Origin of the sequence: Pseudomonas fluorescens (assembly GCF_000967965.1) — a bacterium.
Lineage (GTDB): Bacteria > Pseudomonadota > Gammaproteobacteria > Pseudomonadales > Pseudomonadaceae > Aquipseudomonas > Aquipseudomonas grandcourensis.
In genome coordinates this window covers 414,489-439,786 of record NZ_LACC01000011.1, presented here as the reverse complement: position 1 = coordinate 439,786, position 25,298 = coordinate 414,489, and the positions used below count along the sequence as shown (strand labels likewise).

At 60.6% G+C, this 25,298-nt stretch carries 19 protein-coding genes; 13 read left to right on the top strand and 6 right to left on the bottom strand.

Features of this window, described 5'->3' with window-relative positions; translation table 11 throughout:
* Positions 1–39 precede the first annotated feature (39 nt).
* The gene (gene choW / locus VC35_RS09035; protein ID WP_046039343.1) at positions 40–885 is read left to right on the top strand and encodes a choline ABC transporter permease subunit; all 846 of its coding nucleotides are present in this window, start codon (positions 40–42) and stop codon (positions 883–885) included.
* The gene (gene choV / locus VC35_RS09030; RefSeq protein WP_046039341.1) at positions 882–2,060 is read left to right on the top strand and encodes a choline ABC transporter ATP-binding protein; all 1,179 of its coding nucleotides are present in this window, start codon (positions 882–884) and stop codon (positions 2,058–2,060) included. Before choW ends, choV begins: the two co-directional genes overlap by 4 nt.
* A 255-nt stretch (positions 2,061–2,315) precedes the next feature.
* On the opposite strand, the gene VC35_RS09025 is transcribed toward choV, so the two are convergent.
* A complete protein-coding gene (locus tag VC35_RS09025; RefSeq protein WP_223465367.1) occupies positions 2,316–4,256 on the bottom strand; it encodes a BCCT family transporter in 1,941 nt (646 codons plus the stop codon).
* Positions 4,257–4,636: 380 nt separating this feature from the next.
* On the opposite strand from VC35_RS09025, the gene betI reads away from it, so the two are divergent.
* The 9 genes from betI (at position 4,637) to yccS (ending at position 18,459) form a co-directional block, all read left to right on the top strand.
* Positions 4,637–5,230 (top strand): transcriptional regulator BetI, encoded by a 594-nt coding sequence (betI, locus tag VC35_RS09020; protein WP_046039336.1) that lies wholly within the window; start codon positions 4,637–4,639, stop codon positions 5,228–5,230.
* 61 nt (positions 5,231–5,291) lie between these two features.
* Positions 5,292–6,764 (top strand): betaine-aldehyde dehydrogenase, encoded by a 1,473-nt coding sequence (gene betB / locus VC35_RS09015; RefSeq protein ID WP_046039335.1) that lies wholly within the window; start codon positions 5,292–5,294, stop codon positions 6,762–6,764.
* A gap of 140 nt (positions 6,765–6,904) precedes the next feature.
* Entirely contained in the window at positions 6,905–8,605 is a 1,701-nt protein-coding gene (betA, locus tag VC35_RS09010; protein ID WP_046039333.1) for a choline dehydrogenase, read from the top strand.
* A 284-nt stretch (positions 8,606–8,889) separates the two neighbouring features.
* Positions 8,890–10,332 carry a TldD/PmbA family protein gene (locus VC35_RS09005; protein ID WP_046039332.1) on the top strand — a complete coding sequence of 481 codons (1,443 nt, stop codon included), beginning with the start codon at positions 8,890–8,892 and terminating at the stop codon, positions 10,330–10,332.
* A complete protein-coding gene (locus VC35_RS09000) occupies positions 10,332–11,669 on the top strand; it encodes a TldD/PmbA family protein (RefSeq protein WP_046039331.1) in 1,338 nt (445 codons plus the stop codon). Before VC35_RS09005 ends, VC35_RS09000 begins: the two co-directional genes overlap by 1 nt.
* Positions 11,670–11,858: 189 nt before the next feature.
* The gene (gene mdtD / locus VC35_RS08995) at positions 11,859–13,286 is read left to right on the top strand and encodes a multidrug transporter subunit MdtD (protein ID WP_046039330.1); all 1,428 of its coding nucleotides are present in this window, start codon (positions 11,859–11,861) and stop codon (positions 13,284–13,286) included.
* Between the two features lie 105 nt (positions 13,287–13,391).
* Positions 13,392–14,729: an ATP-dependent RNA helicase DbpA gene (dbpA, locus tag VC35_RS08990; RefSeq protein WP_259674431.1), complete on the top strand. Its 1,338-nt coding sequence runs from the start codon at positions 13,392–13,394 to the stop codon at positions 14,727–14,729.
* A 147-nt stretch (positions 14,730–14,876) separates the two neighbouring features.
* Positions 14,877–16,055, top strand: a complete 1,179-nt coding sequence (locus VC35_RS08985) for a BaiN/RdsA family NAD(P)/FAD-dependent oxidoreductase (protein ID WP_046039326.1) — start codon at positions 14,877–14,879, stop codon at positions 16,053–16,055.
* 220 nt (positions 16,056–16,275) lie between these two features.
* Positions 16,276–18,459 (top strand): YccS family putative transporter, encoded by a 2,184-nt coding sequence (yccS, locus tag VC35_RS08980; protein WP_046039325.1) that lies wholly within the window; start codon positions 16,276–16,278, stop codon positions 18,457–18,459.
* 84 nt (positions 18,460–18,543) lie between these two features.
* On the opposite strand, the gene VC35_RS08975 is transcribed toward yccS, so the two are convergent.
* A complete protein-coding gene (locus tag VC35_RS08975; RefSeq protein WP_046039324.1) occupies positions 18,544–19,281 on the bottom strand; it encodes a substrate-binding periplasmic protein in 738 nt (245 codons plus the stop codon).
* Positions 19,282–19,539: 258 nt separating this feature from the next.
* Between VC35_RS08975 and VC35_RS08970 the strand changes: the two genes are divergently transcribed.
* The gene (locus tag VC35_RS08970) at positions 19,540–19,992 is read left to right on the top strand and encodes a GNAT family N-acetyltransferase (protein WP_046039323.1); all 453 of its coding nucleotides are present in this window, start codon (positions 19,540–19,542) and stop codon (positions 19,990–19,992) included.
* A gap of 109 nt (positions 19,993–20,101) precedes the next feature.
* Here VC35_RS08970 and VC35_RS08965 read toward each other — a convergent pair whose 3' ends face one another.
* Genes VC35_RS08965 through VC35_RS08955 form a run of 3 tightly spaced genes read right to left on the bottom strand, consistent with a single transcriptional unit; the run spans position 20,102 to position 23,093 of the window.
* The gene (locus tag VC35_RS08965; protein ID WP_046039321.1) at positions 20,102–20,398 is read right to left on the bottom strand and encodes a winged helix-turn-helix domain-containing protein; all 297 of its coding nucleotides are present in this window, start codon (positions 20,396–20,398) and stop codon (positions 20,102–20,104) included.
* 37 nt (positions 20,399–20,435) lie between these two features.
* Positions 20,436–20,924 carry a M48 metallopeptidase family protein gene (locus tag VC35_RS08960; protein WP_046039320.1) on the bottom strand — a complete coding sequence of 163 codons (489 nt, stop codon included), beginning with the start codon at positions 20,922–20,924 and terminating at the stop codon, positions 20,436–20,438.
* Positions 20,925–20,969: 45 nt separating this feature from the next.
* On the bottom strand, positions 20,970–23,093 hold the full coding sequence (locus tag VC35_RS08955; protein WP_046039319.1) for a putative bifunctional diguanylate cyclase/phosphodiesterase: 2,124 nt from the start codon (positions 23,091–23,093) through the stop codon (positions 20,970–20,972).
* Positions 23,094–23,415: 322 nt separating this feature from the next.
* On the opposite strand from VC35_RS08955, the gene VC35_RS08950 reads away from it, so the two are divergent.
* A complete protein-coding gene (locus tag VC35_RS08950) occupies positions 23,416–24,084 on the top strand; it encodes a polysaccharide lyase family 7 protein (RefSeq protein ID WP_046039318.1) in 669 nt (222 codons plus the stop codon).
* An 89-nt stretch (positions 24,085–24,173) separates the two neighbouring features.
* Here the strand turns inward: VC35_RS08950 and fba are convergent, their stop codons facing one another.
* Positions 24,174–25,238, bottom strand: coding sequence for a class II fructose-bisphosphate aldolase (gene fba, locus VC35_RS08945; protein WP_007981624.1), 1,065 nt, complete (start codon positions 25,236–25,238; stop codon positions 24,174–24,176).
* Positions 25,239–25,298 lie beyond the last annotated feature (60 nt).

Genomic DNA, 25,298 nt, shown 5'->3' with positions numbered 1-25,298 from the left:
CCGGGCTGTTTATTTCCTTGCATGCGGACGTTCACTACCATGCTGATTGATCAGAAAATACCCCTAGGCCAGTACATCGCGAGCTTCGTTGAATGGTTGACGCAACACGGCGCCAGCACCTTCGACGCAATCGCCGTGACACTGGAAACGATGATCCACGGCGTGACGTTTGCGCTGACCTGGTTCAACCCGCTGGCATTGATCGGCCTGATCGCACTGCTCGCCCACTACATCCAGCGCAAATGGGGCCTGACCGCCTTTGTCGTTGCCTCCTTCCTGCTGATCCTCAATCTGGGGTACTGGCAGGAAACCATGGAAACCCTCGCCCAGGTGCTGTTCGCCACCCTGGTCTGTGTGGTCATCGGCGTGCCGCTGGGCATCGTCGCCGCGCACAAGCCGATGTTCTATACTTTAATGCGTCCGGTACTCGATCTGATGCAGACCGTACCGACCTTCGTATACCTCATTCCTACCCTCACCCTCTTCGGGCTGGGTGTGGTCCCGGGCCTGATCTCCACGGTGGTGTTCGCGATTGCCGCGCCCATCCGCCTGACTTACCTGGGTATCCGCGATGTTCCGGAAGAATTGATGGACGCCGGCAAGGCCTTTGGCTGCTCGCGCCGTCAGTTGCTTTCACGAATCGAACTGCCCCACGCCATGCCAAGCATCGCGGCCGGCATCACCCAGTGCATCATGCTGTCCCTTTCGATGGTGGTGATTGCGGCACTGGTGGGCGCCGATGGCCTGGGCAAACCGGTGGTCAACGCACTGAACACTGCTGATATCGCCCTGGGCTTCGAAGCAGGCCTGGCGATCGTACTGCTGGCGATCATGCTCGACCGTATCTGCAAACAACCCGACGCCAAAGTAGGGGGTGATGCATGAGCATTATTCGCTTTGATAACGTTGACGTTATCTTCTCCAAGGATCCACGCGAGGCCCTCAAGCTGTTGGACCAGGGCATGACCCGCAACGAAATCCTGAAAAAGACCGGGCAGATTGTCGGCGTTGAAAAAGCCAGCCTGGACATCGAAAAAGGTGAAATCTGCGTACTGATGGGACTGTCCGGCTCCGGCAAGTCCAGCCTGCTGCGCTGTATCAACGGCCTCAACACCGTCAGCCGTGGCAAGTTGTTCGTCGAGCACGAAGGCAAGCAGATCGACATTGCCTCGTGCACGCCGGCAGAACTGAAAATGATGCGCACCAAGCGCATCGCGATGGTGTTCCAGAAGTTCGCCCTGATGCCTTGGTTGACCGTTCGCGAAAACATCAGCTTCGGTCTGGAAATGCAGGGTCGTCCCGAGAAAGAACGCCGCAAACTGGTGGACGACAAGCTTGAGCTGGTGGGCCTGACCCAGTGGCGCAACAAGAAACCCAACGAGCTGTCCGGTGGTATGCAACAACGCGTGGGCCTGGCTCGCGCACTGGCGATGGACGCCGACATTTTGCTGATGGACGAACCGTTCTCGGCCCTCGATCCACTGATCCGCCAAGGCCTGCAAGACGAGCTGCTGGAACTGCAACGCAAGTTGCACAAGACCATCGTCTTCGTGAGCCACGACCTTGATGAAGCGCTGAAACTCGGCAGCCGTATCGCGATCATGAAGGACGGCCGGATCATCCAGTACAGCAAACCGGAAGAAATCGTCCTCAACCCGGCGGACGACTACGTGCGGACCTTCGTAGCCCACACCAACCCACTGAACGTGTTGTGCGGCCGCAGCCTGATGCGCAGCCTGGACAACTGCAAACGCATCAACGGTTCGGTATGCCTCGATCCGGGTGGCGATTCGTGGCTGGACCTGGCCGAAGGCAACACCATCAAGGGCGCTCGCCAGAACGGGTCTGCGCTGGACTTGCAGAACTGGGTACCGGGTCAGGCCGTTGAAGGCCTGGGTCGTCGACCAACCCTGGTGGACTCGAACATCGGCATGCGCGATGCGCTGCAGATTCGTTATCAGACCGGCAACAAACTGGTGCTGCACGATAACAACCATGTGGTGGGGATTCTTGGCGACAGCGAGCTGTATCACGCACTGCTCGGCAAGAACCTGGGGTAAGGCAACAGACACAAAAACGCCGCGAGAGAATCGCGGCGTTTTTGTTTGTGCAGATATTCAGCTGTAAACAGAGAACCCTGTGGCGAGGGGGCTTGCCCCCGTTCGGCGGCGCCGCCGTCGTAAATCCGGATAATGCGGTTTATCTGAACTACTGCGGTGTATGGGTTTAGGGTCGCTGCGCAACCCAACGGGGGAAAGCCCCCTCACCACAATTAGAACTGCGGTGCAATCACTGCACCGCAACCCCTTCACACCTTAGCTATAAACCCGGCCAAGGAGCTGCCGATGGCTTTCAAACTGATCGAGCACGTCACGGGTGATCTGATCCTGGGTGAAGCCCATCAAGTCGTAGTCCTGGCTGCCGTTGTGCAGGTACACCTCGGCGCGATAGAAACGCTGACGCGCTTCATCGACCTGCGCCGACTCGGTTGGCGTCGCCAGATACCCGTCCAGGCTCACTTCGTAGACGAAAGGGTTGCCCTCTTCCATCTCAACCCGTACGCCCATGCAGCGCTTGGACTTGCCCAGAAGTGTCTGCACTTGCAGGCCTTGAGCACGCATTTGCGCCGTCGCATCTTCCAGCGCCGGGCTCACTTGCTTGTCCATGAAACGTTGCACCACCGATTGGCTCGGCTGCAGGTCCAGTTGGGTCAAACGCTCGCTGAAACCACGGCGACCGCGTGCCGCCAGTTCCGCCTGCTCCTGTTCGATCTGCACGTCCTGGCGCATGGCCTTGTGCAAGCCGAACATGAAGAAGACCAGCACCACCGAGAACGGCAGACCGGCCAGCACCACCATGGTTTGCATGGCTTCGAAGTTGCCGGCGAACAGCAGGCCGATGGTCACCAGGGTGATCACCGCCGACCAGAAGATCCGCAGCCAGTGCGGCGCGTCTTCGTCGACATTGCCGCCCTTGCACGAAAGGTTGGCCATCATCACCGCGCCGGAATCCGCCGGGGTCAGGAATAGCACGAAACCGACAAAGATCGACACGCCGATCACAACCTTCGACGCCGGGTAATGCTCAAGCAGCTGGTAGATCGCCATGGACGGCTGTTCCAGCGCCGTCTTCCCGAGCTCCACCGCCCCATGGTTCATCACCAGGTCCAAAGCCGAGTTACCGAAGATCGACAGCCACGCCAGGGTGAAGCCCAGCGGAATCAGCAGAACGCCGGCTACCAGTTCACGCACGGTGCGGCCACGGGAAATACGCGCGATGAACATGCCCACGAATGGCGCCCAGGAAATCCACCAGGCCCAGTAGAACAGGGTCCACAGGCCCAACCAGCGGTCGGATTTCTCACTGTCGCCTTCGTACACATAGAGGTCGAAAGTCTTCAGCACCACGCCGTTCAGGTAGTCACCGACGTTCTGTACGAAGCCGTTGAGCAGGTGCAGGGTCGGGCCGAACAACAGCACGAAAATCAGCAGGCCGCTGAACAGCACGATGTTGAGGTTGGACAGACGGCGGATGCCGTTTTCCACACCCGACACGGCAGCGATGGTCGCCACGGTGCTCATCACGATGATCACGATCAGCAGGTTGGTGTTGCTGTGTTCCATGCCGAACAGGTTTTCCAGCCCCGACGACACTTGCAGCGAACCGATCCCCAGGTTCGTCACCAGCCCCAGCAGGGTCACGAACATGCCGAAGCCGTCCACCGCATGCCCGGCAGCGCCCTTGACCCAACGCTCGCCCACTAGCGGATACAACGCCGAACGCAACGCCAGCGGCTGGTTATGCCGGTAGGCAAAGTACGCCACGGCCAACCCCACCAGCGCGTAGATCGCCCAGCCATGCAGGCCCCAGTGCAGGAATGTCAGCTGAACCGCCTGACGGGCGGCAAGGTTGCTGCCGGCCACGCCTTCCGGTGGGTTGAAGTAGTGGTCCAGGGGCTCCGACGCACCGAAGTACAGCAACGAGATGCCGATACCTGAGGAGAACAGCATCCCCGCCCAGGCGCCGTAGCTGAAGTCCGGGGTGTCGTCCTTGCTGCCCAGTTTCAGTTTGCCGTAGGACGAAAACGCCAGGCCGACGACAAAGATCAGGTAGGCGGCAATCACCACCATGTAGTACCAGCCGAAGCTGCGGGACAACCAGGCTTGCGCCGTACCCAGCATTCTGCCGGCCTCTTGCGGGGCGATGATCAGAATGGCGGTCAACAACAGAATCAACGCGGTAGAGGTGTAGAACACCCAACCGTTGACCGTCACCTTCTCGGGTGGGGTCTTTATTAGCGAGGCAGAACTCATGGCACAGATGCTCCGGGCAGTGCGAGAGAAGAACGCAAGACAAACGTGTTACCCGACCAATCGATTAGTGGGCAGCCGACCGGCGGGTGATATAAAGACACCCCGAAAAAAGCCCGAAACCCCTGGAGCGCCGCAGCGCGTAGGTTTCGAGCCGTTTCAGTTGTCGTTTTTTCCGCCACTGCACGTAGGAAAATTCACAGGCAGCGACGATTTGTCGCAGATCTTATTCTTTGTTGATTGAACGTTCAATCAAAACAAAATAGACTGGCCTTCAACCCGGTAGCCGTTCCACGTCCACCGGAAGGCCTAAGGAGATGTGCAAGATGCCCAAGGTCGGTATGCAACCCATCCGCCGCCAGCAATTGATCGAAGCCACTTTGCAGGCCGTCGATCAGGTCGGAATGGGGGACGCCAGCATTGCGCTGATCGCCCGTTTGGCCGGTGTCTCGAATGGCATCATCAGTCACTACTTTCGGGACAAGAACGGCCTGATTGCCGCCACCATGGGGTACCTGATGACCGTCCTGAGCGAGAACGTCACCCTGCGCCGACAGGCGCTGAGAGATGACAGCCCGCGGGCGCATCTGCAGGTGATCATCGAAGGCAACTTCGACGCCAGCCAGGTCAATGGCCCGGCAATGAAAACCTGGCTGGCCTTCTGGGCCACCAGCATGCACCAGCCGTCTTTGCACAGGTTGCAGCGGATCAACGATCACCGTCTGTATTCCAACCTGTGCTGCCAGTTCCGCCGCGTGCTGCCGCTCAATGATGCGCGCAGTGCCGCCCGAGGCCTGGCAGCGTTGATCGACGGGTTGTGGTTGCGCGGCGCGCTGTCGGGAGATGCTTTCGACACCGAGCAGGCGCAACAGATTGCTTACGAATACATGGATACCCAACTGGCCAAGCGGGTGAGTTAGAGCACACATAAACGCTCAACCACCGAACGCGCCAGCCACTTAATGCTCTTGCGAGGACTTTATGGCCCGTTTCGAACTGCAAAAACTCTACATCGATGGCGCGTACAGCGACGCCAGCAGCGACGCCACTTTCGAAGCCATCAACCCGGCTAACGGTGAAGTCCTCGCAAAAGTGCAACGTGCGACCAAGGAAGACGTCGAACGCGCTGTGGTGAGCGCCGAAAAGGGCCAGAAGATCTGGGCCGCCATGACCGCCATGGAGCGTTCGCGCATCCTGCGTCGCGCCGTGGAAATCCTGCGCGAGCGCAACGACGAACTGGCCGCCCTGGAAACCCTGGACACCGGCAAGGCCTACTCCGAAACCCGCTACGTCGACATCGTCACCGGCGCTGACGTGCTGGAGTACTACGCAGGCCTGGTACCGGCCATCGAAGGCGAGCAGATTCCGCTGCGCACCACTTCGTTCGTCTACACCCGTCGCGAGCCGCTGGGCGTCGTGGCCGGTATCGGCGCGTGGAACTACCCGATCCAGATCGCCCTGTGGAAATCCGCACCAGCCCTGGCGGCCGGTAACGCGATGATCTTCAAGCCAAGCGAAGTCACCTCGCTGACCACCCTGAAACTGGCCGAGATCTACACCGAAGCCGGCGTGCCAAACGGTGTGTTCAACGTCCTGACCGGCAGCGGCCGTGAAGTCGGCACCTGGCTGACCGAACACCCGCGCATCGAGAAAGTCTCGTTCACCGGCGGCACCGACACCGGCAAGAAAGTCATGGCCAGCGCTTCGAGCTCTTCGCTCAAGGACGTGACCATGGAACTGGGCGGCAAATCGCCGCTGATCATCTGCGACGACGCCGACCTCGATCGCGCCGCCGACACCGCGATGATGGCCAACTTCTACAGCTCCGGCCAGGTTTGCACCAACGGCACTCGTGTGTTCGTACCGGCCCACCTGAAGGCCGCTTTCGAAGCCAAGATCGCTGAGCGCGTTGCGCGCATCCGCATCGGCAACCCGGAAGACGAAAACACCAACTTCGGCCCGCTGGTCAGCTTTGCGCACATGGAAAGCGTGCTGGGCTACATCGCCAAGGGCAAGGAAGAAGGTGCCCGCCTGCTATGCGGCGGTGAGCGCCTGACTGACGGCGAGTTCGCCAAAGGTGCGTTCGTGGCGCCGACCGTGTTCACCGACTGCACCGACGACATGACCATCGTGCGTGAAGAAATCTTTGGCCCGGTAATGGCGATCCTGTCCTACGAAACCGAGGAAGAAGTGATCCGCCGCGCCAACGACACCGACTTCGGCCTGGCCGCCGGTATCGTTACCAAGGACCTGAACCGCGCCCACCGCGTGATTCATCAGCTGGAAGCCGGTATCTGCTGGATCAACGCCTGGGGCGAGTCCGACGCGAAGATGCCGGTTGGCGGCTACAAGCAGTCGGGTGTCGGCCGTGAGAACGGGATCAGCTCGCTGAACAACTTCACCCGCATCAAATCGGTACAGGTCGAGCTGGGCGATTACAGCTCAGTGTTCTGAGCAGCGGCAAGCCACAAGTTTCAAGCGGCAAGCAAGGGCAAAAGCCTTGCTTGCCCACCGCTCTCATTTCAACCAAGCCCCGCTTCGCTGCTTCTACTTGCAGCTTGAAGCTTGAGGCTTGCAGCTCACGGAGGCATTCAATGTCCCAAGAATTCGACTACATCATCATCGGTGCCGGCTCGGCCGGTAACACCCTGGCGACCCGTCTGACCGAAGACGCAGGCGTCACTGTCCTGCTGCTCGAAGCGGGCGGCCCGGACTACCGTTTCGACTTCCGCACGCAGATGCCGGCCGCTTTGGCGTTCCCGCTGCAAGGCCGTCGCTATAACTGGGCCTACGAAACCGATGCCGAGCCGCACATGGACGGTCGTCGCATGGAATGCGGTCGCGGCAAGGGCCTGGGCGGTTCTTCGCTGATCAACGGCATGTGCTACATCCGCGGTAACGCCATGGACTACGACGGCTGGGCGAAACTGCCAGGCCTGGAAGACTGGTCGTACCTGGACTGCCTGCCGTATTTCCGTAAAGCGGAAACCCGCGACATCGGACCGAATGACTACCACGGTGGCGACGGCCCGGTCAGCGTGACCACGCCGAAAGCCGGCAACAACCCGCTGTTCCACGCCATGGTTGAAGCCGGCGTGCAGGCCGGTTACCCGCGTACCGAAGACTTGAACGGCTACCAGCAGGAAGGCTTCGGCCCGATGGACCGCACCGTGACACCGAAAGGTCGTCGTGCTTCCACCGCCCGTGGTTACCTGGACGTCGCCAAGAAGCGTTCGACCCTGACCATCGTCACCCACGCCCTGACCGACAAGATCCTGTTCGAAGGCAAGCGTGCGGTCGGCGTGCGTTACCTGGTCGGCGCCGCTGAAGAGCGCGTTGAGGTCAAGGCGCGCAAGGAAGTGCTGTTGTGCTCCGGCGCCATCGCTTCACCGCAGATCCTGCAACGCTCCGGCGTCGGCCCGGCCGAGCTGCTGAACAAGCTCGACATTCCGGTGGTCCACGACCTGCCGGGCGTCGGTGAAAACCTGCAGGATCACCTTGAGCTGTACCTGCAATACGCTTGCACCCAACCGGTCTCCCTGTACCCGTCGCTGCTTTGGTACAACCAGCCGGCCATCGGTGCCGAGTGGCTGTTCAACGGCACCGGCATCGGCGCCAGCAACCAGTTCGAAGCCGGCGGTTTCATCCGCACCCGTCCGGAATTCGAATGGCCGAACATCCAGTACCACTTCCTGCCGGTAGCGATTAACTACAACGGTAGCAACGGTGTGAAAGAGCACGGTTTCCAGGCGCACATGGGCTCCATGCGTTCGCCGAGCCGCGGGCGCATCCAGGCCAAGTCCAAGGACCCGCGCCAGCACCCGAGCATCCTGTTCAACTACATGGCCACCGAGCAGGACTGGCAGGAATTCCGCGACGGCATCCGCCTGACCCGTGAAATCATGCAGCAACCTGCACTGGATGCCTTCCGTGGTCGAGAGATCAGCCCAGGCATCGACGTGCAGAGCGACGAGCAACTGGACAAGTTCATCCGCGAGCACGCCGAAACCGCGTTCCACCCGTCCTGCTCGTGCAAGATGGGCACCGACGAAATGGCCGTGGTCGATGGCGAAGGTCGCGTGCATGGCATGCAAGGCCTGCGGGTGGTCGATGCGTCGATCATGCCGATCATCACCACCGGCAACCTCAACGCACCAACGATCATGATGGCCGAGAAAATCGCCGACAAGATCCGTGGCCGCAAGCCGTTGCCGCGCAGCACCGCCACTTACTATGTGGCGGGTGAAGCGCCGGTGAAGGGCAAGCCGGTGCGGGAATTGAGCCAGATCGCTTAAGGCGTTACACCGCGTTACGGCTATTCGCGAGCAGGCTCGCTCCTACAGGTTTCAGGTTGGATTGCAGATTTGTGATCCACCCTCAACCACTGTAGGAGTGAGCCTGCTCGCGATGAGGTCCTGACAACCCGCACACATCTTCCGGACAAACCCAGCAATCCCTCTCTCCACAGATCCAAACTTGATCCTCCCCCCTTGCAGGCCTAATCTAGCGCCACGCAATCGTTTCACCCCTCCCCTCGCAACACCGCTCCATCGCCACTCCATACCCAGGAGGTTCACGAATGTTCGATTTTTACCCCCAGCTCAAGCAGCGCTTCGCTGCCTTGCGCACGGGTGCCGAATTCTTTTCCCTGCGTTATGTGCGCGAATCCGGACAGTACCTGTCGGTGCGCAAGAACGTCGCCGAACCGCCAAGCCTGAGCCGTGACGAAGGGGCGATGCTGACCGTGCGGGTTAATGGCGTCGAGGCCTATGCGGCCACCAACGACCTGTCGCAACAGGGCCTGCAAGCTGCCCTCGAACGCGCCGAATTCCAGGCCCGTCGACTCAAGCCCCACGCCCTGCTGGACCTGCGCGAACAAGCCGTTTCCAGCGACCGCGCCGATTACTTTTCACCCAACCTCGACCAGGCCTTTCCGCCCCTGAGCGACTGCTTCCAGTTGCTCGGCGCCGAATCCGCCGCCGTGCCCAAGGACGACCGCCTGGTAAACTGGCAAGTCAGCCTCGGCATCACCCACGTCGAGCAGATCTACCTCAACAGCGCCAGTGCCGAACTGCGCCAGGCCCAACGCTTTGTGTACCCCGGCCTGGACGTCACGGCCTACGACGGCAACGACAGCCAGACCCGCAGCCTTGGCCGCGAAAACTTCGGCCAGCAAGGCGCGGCGGACGTCATCAGCCGCTGCGGCCTGATCGGTGCCGGTGCCCAGGTGGCCGATCAGGCCCTGCAGTTGCTCCTGGCGCCAAACACCCCGCAAGGCAAACGCGACCTGCTGCTGATGCCCGACCAGATGATGCTGCAAATCCACGAGTCCATCGGCCATCCGCTGGAACTGGACCGCATCCTCGGCGACGAGCGCAACTACGCCGGCACCAGCTTCGTCAAAGCCAGTGATTTCGGCCGCCTGCAATACGGTTCCGGCCTGCTCAACGTGACCTTCGACCCGGACATCCCCGAAGAACTCGCCAGCTACAGCCATGACGACGACGGCACGCCTGCCAGCAAACAGTTCCTGATCCGTGAAGGCCTGTTGCTGCGCCCGCTGGGCGGTGCGTTGTCGCAATTCCGTGCCGGTATGGAAGGCGTCGCCAACAGCCGTGCCTGTGGCTGGAACCGCCCACCGATCGACCGCATGGCCAACCTCAACATCGAACCGGGCGATCAGTCCATCAAGCAGTTGATCGGCGGTATCGAAAACGGTGTGCTGATGTCGACCAACCGTTCATGGTCGATCGACGATGCGCGCAACAAATTCCAGTTCGGCTGCGAATGGGGCCAACTGATCGAAAACGGCGAACTCAAGGGCGTGGTGAAGAACCCCAATTACCGGGGCATCTCCGCGCAATTCTGGAAGAGCCTCAGCGCCGTCGGCGATGCCACTACCCTCAAGGTCCTCGGCACACCGAACTGCGGCAAGGGCGAACCGAACCAGGTGATCCGCGTCGGCCACGCGTCACCGGCCTGCGTGTTCAGCAACGTTGATGTATTCGGAGGAGACGCCTGATGAATCCTTCAAACAGCCAGTCCGCGTCGTTCAAGGCGCTGGTCAACAGCCTGCGTGAAGCCCTGCGCGAGCCCGAGCAGTTCACCCTCAGCTACGCCGCCGAGTCGTCGGCCTTCGTGCGCTTCAACCACGCCAAAGTGCGTCAGGCCGGTCAGGTGCAGCAGGCGAGCATCGGCCTGAAACTGATCAACGAAGGCCGCCATGCCGACCTGAACATCACCCTGGCCGGCGATCCCCAGGTTGATCTGCAACGTTTGACCGAAGGTCTGCAACAGCTGCGGGAAACCTTGCCGCTGCTGCCTCAGGATCCTTACTTGCTGCTCAACTACAACGGTTGGCAGAGCAACAACGTGCAGTCGCATCCGCTGCCGGACACCGAGCAGGTGGTCGCGCAAATCACCCAGGCCGCCGAAGGTCTGGATCTTGTCGGTTTCTACGCTGCCGGCCCGATCAGTCGTGGCTTTGCCAGCTCTTCGGGCGCCTTCGGCTGGCATCAGGCCAACAGCTTCAACTTCGACTTCAGTCTGTTCCACGAGAATGGCCAGGCCGTGAAAGCCAGCTACGCCGGGCACGACTGGAACAGCGAAGGCTTTGCCAAACGCTTCCAGCAAGCCCGCGAGCAGCTTGAGTTTCTGGGCCGGCCGCTGCGCACTTTGCCACCCGGCCAATACCGCGCCTACCTGGCACCGGCCGCGCTGGAAGAAATCATGGGCATGCTGTGCTGGGGTGGATTCTCGGCACAGTCGATTGCCAGCAAAAGCAGCCCGCTGCAAAAGCTCTACGGTGGCGACAGCGCGTTCAGCCCGCTGGTCTCGCTGGATGAAAAAGTCAGCGGCTCGCTGAGCCCGGCGTTTTCCGATGAAGGGTATCCGCGCAGCGATCTGGGGTTGATCGTCGACGGCAAGGCCGGGGCACGACTGGTCAGCTCGCGCAGCGCCGCCGAATACGGCTTGACCGCCAATGGTGCCAGCGGTGGTGAATCGCCGAGCGCGCTGAACATGAAAGCCGGGGCATTGCCTGACGCGGACATCCTCAAGCAACTGGGCACCGGGCTGTACATCAGCAACCTGTGGTACCTGAACTTCTCCGATCAACCGGCCGCACGCCTGACCGGCATGACCCGGTTTGCCACGTTCTGGGTCGAGAACGGCGAGATCCAGGCACCGGTCAGCACCATGCGCTTCGATGACAGCGCCTTCAGCCTGCTCGGTTCGCAACTGGAAGCGTTGACCGAGGAGCGGGAGTTGTTGCTGTCGGCGAGCACCTACAGCCAGCGAGCGACGGCTTCGGCGTTGTTGCCGGGGGCGTTGGTCAGCCGATTGACCCTGACGCTGTAAACGCAATATCCCGGTATACCGGGAAACCTGTGGCGAGGGGGCTTGCCCCCGTTGGGTCGCGAAGCGGCCCCAAAATCGGCAAATGCGTTTCGTCAGATCAACCACATTGCCGGATTTGCGACTGCTGCGCAGCCGAACGGGGGCAAGCCCCCTCGCCACAATGGTCCTTTCTAGTCCAATTGAGGTCCCATGCCCAACCGCCCACCTCTCGACGCTGTAACCGCCCGCTGGATACCCTGGGTTGTCGCCATTGCCTTCTTCATGCAGTCCCTCGACGGGACAATCCTCAACACCGCCCTGCCAGCCATGGCCCGGGACCTGGCCGAAGATCCATTGCGCATGCAGGGTGTGATCATCGCCTACATGCTCACGGTCGCCTTGCTGATTCCCGCGTCCGGCTGGATCGCCGATCGCTTCGGCACCCGGAAAATCTTCTTCAGTGCGATTTTGCTGTTCAGCCTCGGCTCGCTGCTCTGCGCATTGTCGAGCAGCCTGAGCATGCTGATCGGCGCCCGGGTGATCCAGGGCCTGGGCGGCGCGTTGATGCTGCCGGTCGGGCGGCTGGTGGTGTTGCGCGCCTACCCGCGCTCGGAACTGGTGCGGATCATGGGCTTCATCACCATTCCCGGGCTGCTCGGCCCGTTGATCGGCCCGACCATGGGCGGCTGGATGGTGCAATACCTGACCTGGCACTGGATTTTCCTGATCAATCTGCCGGTGGGGCTGGTCGGTTGCTACGCCGTGTGGAAATTCATCCCGGACCTGCGCGGTTCCGAGCGCACCCGTTTCGACAGCCTGGGCTTCGTGCTGTTTGGCGCGGCGATGATTCTGATCACCATCGCCATGGAAGGCCTGGGCGAACTGCACCTGCCGCACCTGCGGGTGATGTTGTTGCTGTTCGGCGGCATGGCGTGCCTGGCGGCGTACTGGCTGCGGGCCGGGCATATCGAGAACCCGTTGTTTGCGCCGTCCCTATTCAAGACCCGGACCTTTGCCGTGGGCATTCTCGGCAACCTGTTCGCCCGCCTCGGCAGCGGCGCCCTGCCCTTTCTGGTGCCGTTGTTGCTACAAGTGGCGCTGGGCTATTCGCCGTCCCAGGCCGGGATGAGCATGCTGCCGCTGGCCGCGGCGGCGATGATCGCCAAGTGGGTCGCGCGGCCGCTGATCGAGCGCTTGGGTTATCGCATCGTGCTCACCGGCAACACCCTTGCGTTGGGCATCATGCTGGCGAGCATGGGCCTGGTCAGCGAGCAGACGCCGTACTGGCTGCTGCTGTGCCTGCTGGCGATCCTTGGCGCGATCAACTCCTTGCAGTTCACCGCGATGAACACCGTGACCCTGATCGACCTCGACGATGCCAATGCCAGTAGCGGCAACAGCCTGCTGTCAGTGGTCGCACAATTGTCCCTGAGCCTGGGGGTTGCGTGCGCAGGTGCATTGCTCGGTGGCTTTACGGCGGAGATTGGCAATGATGGCGTGGACACGGTTCTGGGGGCATTCCAATTGACCTTCGTGACCGTGGGAATCATGGCGATGCTGGCCGCTACGATTTTCTCGCAACTGTCAAAGAATGACGGACGGCGAGTCAAACGTCCGGAAGAACACATAGAGCCTTAGGGCGAATGGCCACCGGGCTGGTACACTGCGCGACATTTTGTTTTGCAGGCCAGTCCCGTGACCACCATCGCCACCGAATTTAATACTTTGCCGCTGTCCGCCGCCATGCTGGCTAACCTCGACTCCCTCGGTTATGCCCAGATGACGCCGATCCAGGCGCAAAGCTTGCCGGTGATCCTCAAGGGGATGGACCTGATCGCCCAGGCCAAGACCGGCAGCGGCAAGACCGCCGCGTTCGGCATCGGCTTGCTGAACCCGATCAATCCGCGCTACTTCGGTTGCCAGGCGCTGATCCTGTGCCCGACCCGCGAGTTGGCTGACCAGGTCGCCAAGGAAATCCGTCGCCTGGCCCGTGCCGAAGACAACATCAAGGTCCTGACCCTGTGCGGCGGCGTGTCCCTCGGCCCGCAGATCGCTTCGCTGGAGCACGGCGCGCACATCATCGTCGGCACCCCGGGACGCATCCAGCAACACCTGCGCAAGGGTTCGCTGGTACTCCACGGCCTCAACACGCTGATCCTCGACGAAGCCGACCGCATGCTCGACATGGGTTTCTACGATTCCATCGAAGAAATCATCATGCAGGCCCCGGAGCGTCGCCAGACCCTACTGTTCTCCGCCACCTACCCGGTAGGCATCAAGCAGCTGGCCTCGAAGTTCATGCGCAACCCGCAGCAAGTGAAGGCCGAGGCGTTCCACGACGACACGCAGATCGAGCAGCGCTTCTACGAGATTTCCCCGGATGACCGCATGAGCACGGTGACCAAGGTGCTTGGCCACTTCCGCCCGGCCTCCTGCGTGGCTTTCTGCTACACCAAGCAGCAGGTTCAGGAAACCGTCGACCACCTGACCGCCAAAGGCATTTCCGCCGTCGGCCTGCACGGCGATCTGGAACAGCGTGACCGCGACCAGGTGCTGGCGATGTTCGCCAACCGCAGTACTTCGGTACTGGTGGCGACCGATGTCGCAGCCCGCGGCCTCGATATCGATTCCCTGGACATGGTGATCAACGTCGAACTGGCCCGTGATTCGGAAATCCACATCCACCGCGTCGGCCGTACTGGCCGCGCCGGTGAGAAAGGCCTCGCGGTCAGCCTGGTGGCGCCGTCCGAAGCGCAGCGCGCCCAAGCCATCGAGCAATTGCAGCAGACACCACTGACCTGGGATCAGGTGGACAACCTCACCTCCAAGGGCGGTGGCCCACTGTTGCCGCAGATGAGCACCCTGTGCATCGCCGCCGGCCGCAAGGACAAGGTTCGTCCGGGCGACATTCTTGGCGCACTGACCGGTGACGCCGGCATCCCAGGCGCCCAGGTCGGCAAGATCGCGATTTTCGACTTCCAGGCCTATGTGGCCGTAGAACGCGGCGTCGCCAAGCAGGCCTTGCAGCGTTTGAACGACGGCAAGATCAAGGGCCGTTCGTTGCGCGTTCGCATCCTGTAAGAACAACGTATACCCCTGTGGGAGCGGGCTTGCCCGCGATGAGGCCAGAACATTCAACATCAATGTTGTCTGTCAGTCCGCCATCGCGGGCAAGCCCGCTCCCACATGGATCGCCGGTGAATTTGAATTTTGTGTGAGGACACCGTTTTGCGCTCTACCGAAGTCGTGATCATTGGCGCTGGCGCCGCAGGGTTGATGTGTGCACTGACCGCCGCCGGGCGTGGGCGCAAGGTGTTGCTGCTCGACCATGCCAACAAGGCCGGCAAGAAAATCCTGATGTCGGGCGGTGGCCGCTGCAATTTCACCAACATGTACACAGAGCCGAGCAATTTCCTCTCGCAGAACGCACACTTCTGCAAATCCGCCCTGGCCCGTTACACCCAGTGGGATTTCATCGGCATGGTGGCCAAGCACGGCGTGCCGTACCACGAGAAAAAACTCGGCCAGCTGTTCTGCGATAACAAATCCAGCGACATCCTCGAAATGCTGCTCAACGAGTGCGATCAGGTCGGCGTCAGCCTGCACCTGGACACCTCGATCCAGACCATCGAGAAACTCGAAAGCGGCTACCTGCTGGACACGACACTCGACCAGATCACCTGCGAATCCCTGGTGATCGCCACCGGCGGTCTGTCGATCCCGACCCTGGGTGCCACCGGTTTCGGTTACCAGGTGGCCAGGCAATTCGGACACGAACTGCTGCCGACCCGCGCCGGCCTGGTGCCGTTCACCATCACCGATCAGCTCAAGGCCCTGTGCACCGAGTTGTCCGGCACGTCGGTGGATTGCCTGGTGAGCTGCAATGACCAGAGCTTCCGCGAGAACATCCTGTTCACCCACCGCGGCCTCAGCGGCCCGGCGATTTTGCAGATCTCGTCGTTCTGGGAATCCGGCGACACCGTCGAGATCAACCTGCTGCCGGATCACGACGTGCCGGACTGGCTGCAACAGCAGCAAGCCGAACGCCCCAACAGCGAGCTGAAAACCCTGCTTGGCGAAATCTTCACCAAGAAGATGGCCAACCTGCTGGCGGACAACTGGTTCGTCTCCAAACCGATGAAGCAGTACACCCACGCCGAGCTGGCCGATATCGCGGAAAAACTGGCGAGCTGGAAAGTCGTGCCCGCCGGCACCGAAGGCTATCGCACCGCTGAGGTGACCCTGGGCGGCGTCAACACCAATGAAGTGTCGTCCAAGACCATGGAATCGCTGAAAAGCCCGGGGCTGTACTTCATTGGTGAGGTGCTGGACGTGACCGGGCATCTGGGCGGGTTCAACTTCCAGTGGGCGTGGGCTTCTGGTTACGCCGCCGCGCAGTACGTCTGACTCACCCCAAAACCTGTAGGAGCGAGCCTGCTCGCGATAGCGGTCTAACAGTCGACATCAATATCGAATGTACCGGCCTCATCGCGAGCAGGCTCGCTCCTACATTGAATACGTGTGGTATCAAGGAACAGATTTTGCTGTCTGATGTGATCGGCGCCATTGCGTCGGCGTCATTAGTGGCTCAATTTAGCGTCATTGCCTCGGAAGGCCTTCGCATTTCATGTCATCGACTTCGTTCCGCCAGTCTCTGCGTCGCCTTTGGGCGCTGGATAAATTCAGCTACAGCGTGCGGGTATTCATTGCCCTGACCGGCACCATGGCGCTGTGTTGGTATCAGGATGAAATGGGCCTGCTGATCCCGTTGTTCCTGGGGATTATCGCCAGTGCCCTGGCCGAAACCGACGACAGCTGGCAGGGCCGTATCAACGCGCTGGCGGTGACGCTGGTGTGTTTCGCTGTCGCCGCCCTGTCTGTCGAACTGCTCTTCCCCTACCCCTCGCTGTTTATCATCGCCTTCGCCCTGGCCGCGTTCTGCCTGACCATGCTCGGCGCTCTTGGCGAGCGCTATGGCGCGATTGCCTCGGCAACTTTGATCCTTTCGGTCTACACCATGATCGGCGTGGACCAGCGCGGCGGAGCGGTCAGCGATGTCTGGCACGAACCGTTGCTGCTGGTGGCCGGTGCTGCCTGGTACGGCTTGCTGTCGGTGGTGTGGCAGGCGCTGTTTTCCAATCAGCCGGTGCAGCAGAGCCTGGCGCGGTTGTTCCGCGAACTGGGTTTTTACCTGAAGCTGAAATCCTCGCTGTTCGAGCCGATCCGGCAGATGGACGTGGAGGCGCGGCGCCTGGAATTGGCCCAGCAGAACGGCCGGGTGGTGGCGGCACTGAACGCCGCCAAGGAGATCATCCTGCACCGGGTCGGCAATGGTCGCCCGGGGTCGAAAGTCAGCCGCTACCTCAAGCTGTACTTCCTTGCCCAGGACATCCACGAGCGCGCCAGCTCATCGCACTACCCTTATAACGCTCTGGCCGACGCCTTCTTCCACAGCGACGTGCTGTTCCGCTGCCAACGCCTGTTGCGTCAGCAAGGCAAGGCCTGCCGGGCCCTGGCCGAATCGATCCAGATGCGCCAGCCGTTCACCTATGACGCCAGTTTCGCCGAGGCCCTGAGCGACCTGGATGCCTCTCTCGAACACCTGCGCATCCAGAGCAACCCGGCCTGGCGCGGCTTGCTGCGTTCACTGCGGGCACTGGCGGCCAACCTCGGTACTCTCGACCGCCTGCTCAGCGATGCCAGCAACCCCGACGCCCTGGCCGATGCCACCGACAGCAGCCTGCTCGACCGTTCGCCGCGCAGCCTCAAGGACGTGTGGCTGCGCTTGCGCACGCAACTGACGCCGACCTCGCTGCTGTTCCGTCATGCCCTGCGATTGCCCCTGGCCTTGAGTATCGGCTACGCCATGGTGCATTTGATTCACCCGTCCCAGGGTTACTGGATCATCCTCACCACGCTGTTCGTTTGCCAACCGAATTACGGCGCCACCCGCCGCAAACTCGGTCAACGGATCATCGGCACCGCCATCGGCCTGACCCTGGCCTGGGCGCTGTTCGACCTGTTCCCGAACCCGCTGATCCAGTCGTGTTTCGCCATTGCCGCCGGGGTGGTGTTCTTTACCAACCGCACCACCCGCTACACCCTGGCGACGGCGGCAATCACCCTGATGGTGCTGTTCTGCTTCAACCAGGTGGGTGACGGTTACGGGCTGTTCCTGCCACGGTTGTTCGATACCTTGCTCGGCAGCCTGATCGCCGGGCTCGCTGTGTTCCTGTTCCTGCCGGACTGGCAGGGCCGACGCCTGAACAAAGTGCTGGCCAACACCCTGGCCTGCAACAGCATTTACCTGCGCCAGATCATGCAGCAATACGCTGCGGGCAAAAGCGACGACCTGGCTTACCGCCTGGCCCGCCGCAACGCGCACAACGCCGACGCGGCGCTGTCCACCACACTGGCCAACATGCTGATGGAGCCTGGGCATTTCCGAAAGGAAGCGGATGTAGGCTTCCGCTTCCTGGTGCTGTCACACACGCTACTCAGCTACCTGTCGGGCCTGGGTGCGCATCGGGAAACTCAACTGCCGACAGACGTGCGCGAGCACTTGATCGATGGGGCCGGGGTGAAACTGGCCACCAGCATCGACGCGATCGCCCAAGGGCTGGCGAGCAAGTCTTCGATCGAGATTCAGAGCGATGAAGAAGAAGCACTGGCCAATGAACTGGAACAGATGCCTGATGAAATCGATGAGGGGCAGCGGTTGGTGCAGACGCAACTGGCGTTGATCTGCCGGCAGTTGGGGCCGTTGAGGACGCTGGCGGCGCATCTGATCAAGGACACCAGTGAGGATTGAGACCTGTGGTGTCCGTGCGGACCTCATCGCGAGCAAGCGCGCGATGAGGCCATCAGCAACAACACAGAAACTGGCTCAACCCACTCACATCCCGTGCTGTTTGATCAACTTGTCATAACTCCCGTCCGCCTTCATCGCCGCGATCTCGCGGTCGAAACCGGCGACGATCCGCGCATGCTCAGGATTCTTCAGGCTGACCATGATATGCAGGCTGTTCTCGCTTAATGGCTTGGGCAGGAACTCCACGGCGTTTCGCACCTTGGGTGACTCACGGGCCAGATAGTAGCGAGCGACGAACTCATCTTCCAGTGTCAGCTTGACCCGGTCGGCCGCGAGCATGCGCACCGCCATGGCGAAACTGTGCACGGGGATTTTCTGCAACGACTCGTCGCTGTCGAACGCAGGCGAATACGCGTATCCACGCACGATCGCGATCGGATAGGTGTGCAATTGCTGCAGGTTATTGAATTCGATGGGCGCGTCTTTGCGCTTGAGAAAGCGTACGCGATTAAGCAGGTACTCGCCAGAAAACTGGCCAAGCCTGGTCCGCTCCTCGGTGTACCAGGCGTTGACCAGCACGTCGTATCGACCCTCGCCCAGTCCCATCAAGGCCCGTGCCCAGGGCACCTGCTCGAACTCACTGGCATAGCCGGCCCTGGCGAGTGCGGTACTGACAATGTCCGTGGCCAAACCACCGTTGACGAGCGTGGAATCGGTAAAGGGGGGCCAGGCATCAGCGACCAGCCGCAGTTTTTCTGCCGCCGCTCCCTGAACCAGCAACAGCAATCCAATCAAGGCCAAAGCTCGATGCAATCGCGGCATGCCAGAAAATCCTTAGCGGGCAGGTTGCCCGACGTGTTTTCAGCCAAAACCCCAAGGCCCCTGTATCGGCAAGACCCGGGTACTCAACATTAGCTCATCGACGCCACAGCACAGCGCTTCGATCCAGATTACACAAAGAAGACATCTGCGCGAGAAATGAATGATGGCATTTTGGCCTTTGTCACAGATTCTTCCACCATAAAGACTTCTGGCGTGAGTGCGCTTAGTATCGGAACGACGTTTTCAGGGAATAAAAACATGACAGTCGATTGGATCTGCAAACACCACAGCGACCTGGGCAAGGAGCAGCTGTACGCCATTTTGCAGTTGCGTGCGGAAGTGTTCGTCGTCGAGCAAAAATGCGTTTACCAGGATATTGATGGTCAGGACCTGGAAGGCGACACCTGCCACGTGATGGCCTGGGACGGTAACCGGCTGGTGGCCTACCTGCGGCTGCTCGACCCGCAGTCACAAGGCGGCGACGTGGTGATCGGGCGGGTGATCATTGCCCCTCAGGCACGCGGCGTCGGCCTGGGGCATGAGCTGATGGATCAGGCGTTGAAACAGATCGAAAAATACTGGCCCGGCCTGCCGGTCTACCTCTCGGCCCAGGCGCATTTGCAGGGGTATTACGGGCGGTACGGGTTTGTCGTGGCGGGTGAGGAATATGTCGAGGATGGCATTCCACACATTGGCATGCGTCGCCCGTAAGGGCCTCTTCGCGAGCAAGCCCGCTCCCACACTGGATTGTGTTCACAACTCAAATCAACTGTGGGAGCGGGCTTGCTCGCGAAGGCGTCAGTCAAACCACTGAAAGATTTCAGGGATACTCCAACACTGCCTTGATCTGCCGCAGATTACGTTCGATCCAATCACGATCAATCGCCCCCCACTCGCGAATCCGATAGCGCCCCGCATGGTTGCGCGCGCCTTCTTCCTGCTCGAACTCACAAATGATATCCAGATCCGCCAACGCCGCGATGGTGTCCTGTGCCGTGCGCCGGGGCATGCCGGTGACCTCGGTCAGCGACGGGACGCTGCTGGCCAGCCCGCTGTCGATCAGGTACGCCACGTACAACCGGCGATAGAAGCTGCTCTTGGTCTTGCTCACGTCCATCCAATGCTCCTTAAAAGATCGCAGCCTGCGGCAACGCCTACAGATCCCGCCACGTCAGGTACACCCGCACATCAAATTCCACCTGGTGATAACCCGGCAGCATGTGTTCGCACAGTTTGTAGAACGCCTTGTTGTGGTCCGATTCCTTGAAGTGCGCCAACTCATGCACCACGATCATTTTCAGGAACTCGGAAGGCGCCTCCTTGAACAACGAAGCGATGCGGATTTCCTTCTTGGACTTGAGCTTGCCGCCCTGCACCCGGGAAATCGTGGTGTGCAGGCCAAGGGCACGGTGGGTCAGGTCCAGGCGGTTGTCGAACAGCACCTTGTCGATGGCCGGAGCATTACGCAGGTACTCCTGCTTGAGGTCCAGGGCATAGGTGTACAGCGCCTTGTCGCTCTGCACCCCGTGCTTTTGCGGATAACGCTGGCTCAGGTAATCGCCCAGCCGACCGTCGGCGATCAGCTGGCGCACCTGATCCTGCAGGGTAGCGGGATAAGCCTGGAGATATTTCAACACGGTCATCGGGGCGGCAATACAGGTCACTAAAAGGTCGCCAGTGTAGCGAATTCAGCGGGGTAGCGCGCCCCAGTCAAACGGCTGGACAAAGACCCCGGTGTCTTCGGCCATCAGCGGCCGGGCCACCAGAAAACCTTGCACAGATTCACAGCCGTTGGCTTGCAGCCATTCATACTGCGCAACGGTTTCCACCCCTTCGGCAATCACCAGCATCCCGAACTGTTTGCACAGGTCGATCACACTGCGCACCAGCGCCGCATCCTTTGCCGACGCCGGCAACTTGGCGATCAAATGGCGGTCGATCTTGAGGGTATCCAGCTCCAGGTCGCGCAAGTGCGTCAGGGAACAGGGGCCGGCCCCGAAGTCATCCAATGCCACTCGTACGCCCAGATTGTGCAACAGGCGCAATTGCTTGCGGGTTTCTTCGGGGTTGTGCATCAAGGCCTCTTCCGTGACCTCGACTTCCAGATGACGCGGTTGCAGGCCATGGCGCTCCAGCACCTGGCGCAACTCGGTGACCAGATTTGGCAAGCCGAACTGCGTACTGCTCAAGCTGACGCCGAGCACCAGGTCCTCGGCAAACAGGGACTCCCAGGCTTTGCGTTGCCCGGCGCCGCGATGGTAGATCCAGCTACCCAGGCGACTGATCAGCCGCGCCTCCTCCAGCAATGGCAAAAACAGCCCCGGGGGGACATCGCCAACGCTCGGATGCTGCCAGCGCAACAAGGCCTCGAAGCCCCGAATCCGCCCGTCGGCAATCGCCACCTGAGGCTGATACACCAGATTGAAATCCCGGTTCTCGATGGCCGTGCGCACACTTTCTTCCAGCATCAGCCGCGTGCGCGCCCGGCCATTCATTTCATGATCGTAGAAGCGATATTGCTGACGGCCGGCACGCTTGGCTTCGTACATGGCGATGTCGGCCGCCCGCAGCATGCCGTCGAGATTGGCGCCACAATCAGGGAACGTGGCGATGCCGATGCTGGCACCCAGGGCGATATCGAGGCCATCGACCTGCTGACAGATCGACACTCGCTCGATGAGCTTCTCGGCAATCTTCGCCGCCTGCTCGGGGAACTCCAGATCCAGCAGCGCGGTGAATTCGTCGCCGCCCATCCGCGCCAGAATGTCGAAGGGCCGCAGGCAAGCCTTCAACTGTTCGGAGACCCAGCGCAGCACACGATCACCAGCATCGTGCCCTAGGGAATCGTTGACTCGCTTGAAGCCGTCGAGGTCCAGGTACATCAAGACCCAGGAACTGTCGGAACGCTCACCGCGCAACAGCAGGTTCTCTACGGTCTGGTAGAAACCCCGGCGGTTGAGCAATCCGGTCAACGGATCGGTGACCGCCTGAAACTCCAGTTGCTGATGCAGATGGCGCACCACCGACATGTCCAGCACGGTCACGACCATCGCGTGTTGCTCGGCAGGCAATGGCGCGCAGGACAAGGCCACCGGCACCTGCTGGCCGGGCGCGGTTCGTAGCTGGGCATCGTGCAGTCGCAGGGTTTCGCCGCGTTTGTATCCGGCCAGCAACTCGGAATCGGCCCATATCGGGATATGCGGTTTTTGCAGGTAGTCCAGAAACTCCTTGCCTTGCAGCTCCTGCACCGGGGCATTGAGCAACCGAGACATCGCAGGATTTGCAAAACGAATCAGACCGTCCTCACCCAATACCAGAATGCCTTCGGCTGCGTTATCCAGCACCGACGCATTAAAGGCACGAGCGGCTTCCAGATCATGACTCAGTCGCTGCAGGGCCCGGCGGTTACGCTGGTGTTCAAGCAACGCCTGGACCTTGGGCGTGAAGACCTGTGGGTCGAACGGCTTGAACAGGTAATCCACCGCACCACTGGCATAGCCCTTGATCACGGCGTCCTTGGACTGTTCGTTGGCGGTCAGGAAAATGATCGGTGTCAGACGGGTCCGCTGGCTACCGCGCATCAGGCGCGCCACTTCATAACCGTCCATTCCTGGCATCTGCACGTCCAGCAGCACCAGGTCGATATCGTGTTCAAGTAACAAGCCGAGGGCCTCGAAACCCGAGTTGGCAGTAATGACCCGCCAGCCCTGGCGCTGTAACAACGCGCGCATGCTAATCAGGTTTTCAGGGTAATCGTCGACGACTAAAAGGGTTGAGCCGCCTTCTACTGGCGTGGGTTGCGCGCATTCCATGCTGCTTCTCTAATTGCGGGGTGTCAGGCCGGTTTCTCGTGAAAACCGGACAAATACTGTGCCTTCACTCTAGACCCGGTTCTGCGAAAGCAGAAGGTGTCAGTGAGCCATCATTTAATCATTGTGTCTTTTTACCGACTAACGGTCGAATGCTCTGTCCGATGAAACCCCGGAAGATGGCATTTCGACAGGATGTTGACGTCAGCCATCCGTCAGGCGAGCATTAACAAAATCCCCCGCTACGCTTATAAAGGCCGCCCAAAAGGTGCGGTCTAGAGCTTCTGGTACGCCCGTGCAGCATGAACCCAGTGGAAGAACCGACATGATCGATCTCGCAACCTGGAACCTCAGCGTTCCCGTTGGCAGCCCACCGTACACCGTCGAAACCGCCAAACTGGTGGATGGCTTCAAAGATCAATACTTCCATTCCGACACCGGCACATTGTTTTTCTGGTCGCCCGTGACCGGCTCCCGTACCGAAAACGCGATTTATCCGCGCACCGAATTGCGTGAAACCTACAGCAACGGCACGTTGAAAAACTGGTATTACCCGGAGGCCGACAATTTGTTGTATGCCACTCTGGCAGTAAACCAGGTGCCGAGTTCCGGGAAGATCGTCATCGGCCAGATCCATGCCTATCAAAGCCAGAAACCTCTGGTGAAGGTCGAATACCAATACAAAACCAGTACAGGCACCGGCAATATCGTCGCCAAGGTCCGGATGCATCCCGATGACGATACAGGCCAGGTGATCATCGTTGCGACGGGGGTGAAACTCGACCAGGAGTTCAACTATCTCATTCATCTCAGCCCTGGTGGCGCCTTGGGCATCAGCGCCGCAGGTTATCAATGGGATACGCAAATCAGCACAACCTGGCGCGACAAACCGCTGTATTTCAAGGCCGGGGTCTATGTGCAGGACAACACCGGGTACACCACGGAAGGCGGCAAAGTGACATTTAGCAAGCTGGATATCGATCACAATCAATAGCCCCGAAAGTCCGCGTCATACATTTCTCTCGCCCACAAAAAAACCCGCCTCTCGGCGGGTTTTTCATCAAGGCAGTTTAACGCTCAGGCTTAGTTGACCTTGGCGTTCAACTCACCTTTCAGGTAACGCTGATACATGCCTTCCAGCGAGATCGCCTTGATCTTCGAAGCGTTGCCGGCAGTGCCGAAGGCTTCGTAGCGAGCGATGCACACGTCGCGCATGGCGGTAACGGTGGCGCCGAAGAATTTACGTGGGTCGAACTCGCTCGGGTTGGTGGCCATCAGGCGACGCATTGCGCCAGTGGATGCCAGGCGCAGGTCGGTGTCGATGTTGACCTTGCGCACGCCGTGCTTGATGCCTTCGACGATTTCTTCAACCGGTACGCCGTAGGTTTCTTTGATGTCGCCGCCGTACTGGTTGATGATCGCCAGCCACTCTTGCGGAACCGAAGACGAACCGTGCATCACCAGGTGAGTGTTCGGAATGCGCTTGTGGATCTCTTTGATGCGGTCGATGGCCAGCACGTCGCCGGTAGGCGGCTTGGTGAACTTGTAGGCGCCGTGGCTGGTGCCAATGGCGATCGCCAGGGCATCAACCTGAGTGCGTTTTACGAAGTCAGCGGCTTCTTCCGGGTCGGTCAGCATCTGACTGTGATCCAGAACGCCTTCGGCGCCGATGCCGTCTTCTTCACCGGCCATACCGGTTTCCAGCGAACCCAGGCAGCCCAGCTCGCCTTCTACCGAAACGCCGCAGGCGTGAGCCATGGCTACGGTTTGCTGGGTAACACGGACGTTGTAGTCGTAGTCGGTCGGGGTCTTGCCGTCTTCGCCCAGGGAACCGTCCATCATTACCGAGCTGAAGCCCAGTTGAATGGAACGCTGGCAGACGTCAGGGCTGGTGCCGTGGTCCTGGTGCATGCACACCGGGATGTGCGGGAATTCTTCGATCGCGGCCAGGATCAGATGACGCAGGAATGGCGCGCCAGCGTATTTACGGGCGCCGGCCGAAGCCTGGACGATCACCGGGGAGTCAGTCTTGTCAGCGGCTTCCATGATGGCGCGCATCTGCTCAAGGTTGTTGACGTTGAAGGCTGGAACGCCGTAGCCGAACTCGGCTGCGTGGTCCAACATCTGGCGCATGCTGATAAGTGCCATTGTGTGTATCTCTCCCGGTTGAGGGTCGTTAATCGTGCCAGCCTGCCGGAGCGGCGGCGG

What these genes read in the sequence shown, in the direction of transcription:
- yccS (WP_046039325.1), top strand. Translation starts at nt 16,276, where the DNA reads ATGTCATCGACTTCGTTCCGCCAGTCTCTGCGTCGCCTTTGGGCGCTG.
- betB (WP_046039335.1), top strand. Translation starts at nt 5,292, where the DNA reads ATGGCCCGTTTCGAACTGCAAAAACTCTACATCGATGGCGCGTACAGC.
- VC35_RS08960 (WP_046039320.1), bottom strand. Translation starts at nt 20,924, where the DNA reads ATGACCGTGTTGAAATATCTCCAGGCTTATCCCGCTACCCTGCAGGAT.
- betA (WP_046039333.1), top strand. Translation starts at nt 6,905, where the DNA reads ATGTCCCAAGAATTCGACTACATCATCATCGGTGCCGGCTCGGCCGGT.
- fba (WP_007981624.1), bottom strand. Translation starts at nt 25,238, where the DNA reads ATGGCACTTATCAGCATGCGCCAGATGTTGGACCACGCAGCCGAGTTC.
- VC35_RS09000 (WP_046039331.1), top strand. Translation starts at nt 10,332, where the DNA reads ATGAATCCTTCAAACAGCCAGTCCGCGTCGTTCAAGGCGCTGGTCAAC.
- dbpA (WP_259674431.1), top strand. Translation starts at nt 13,392, where the DNA reads ATGCTGGCTAACCTCGACTCCCTCGGTTATGCCCAGATGACGCCGATC.
- VC35_RS09005 (WP_046039332.1), top strand. Translation starts at nt 8,890, where the DNA reads ATGTTCGATTTTTACCCCCAGCTCAAGCAGCGCTTCGCTGCCTTGCGC.
- VC35_RS08970 (WP_046039323.1), top strand. Translation starts at nt 19,540, where the DNA reads ATGACAGTCGATTGGATCTGCAAACACCACAGCGACCTGGGCAAGGAG.
- betI (WP_046039336.1), top strand. Translation starts at nt 4,637, where the DNA reads ATGCCCAAGGTCGGTATGCAACCCATCCGCCGCCAGCAATTGATCGAA.
- VC35_RS08965 (WP_046039321.1), bottom strand. Translation starts at nt 20,398, where the DNA reads ATGGACGTGAGCAAGACCAAGAGCAGCTTCTATCGCCGGTTGTACGTG.
- VC35_RS08950 (WP_046039318.1), top strand. Translation starts at nt 23,416, where the DNA reads ATGATCGATCTCGCAACCTGGAACCTCAGCGTTCCCGTTGGCAGCCCA.
- choW (WP_046039343.1), top strand. Translation starts at nt 40, where the DNA reads ATGCTGATTGATCAGAAAATACCCCTAGGCCAGTACATCGCGAGCTTC.
- choV (WP_046039341.1), top strand. Translation starts at nt 882, where the DNA reads ATGAGCATTATTCGCTTTGATAACGTTGACGTTATCTTCTCCAAGGAT.
- VC35_RS08955 (WP_046039319.1), bottom strand. Translation starts at nt 23,093, where the DNA reads ATGGAATGCGCGCAACCCACGCCAGTAGAAGGCGGCTCAACCCTTTTA.
- mdtD (WP_046039330.1), top strand. Translation starts at nt 11,859, where the DNA reads ATGCCCAACCGCCCACCTCTCGACGCTGTAACCGCCCGCTGGATACCC.
- VC35_RS08975 (WP_046039324.1), bottom strand. Translation starts at nt 19,281, where the DNA reads ATGCCGCGATTGCATCGAGCTTTGGCCTTGATTGGATTGCTGTTGCTG.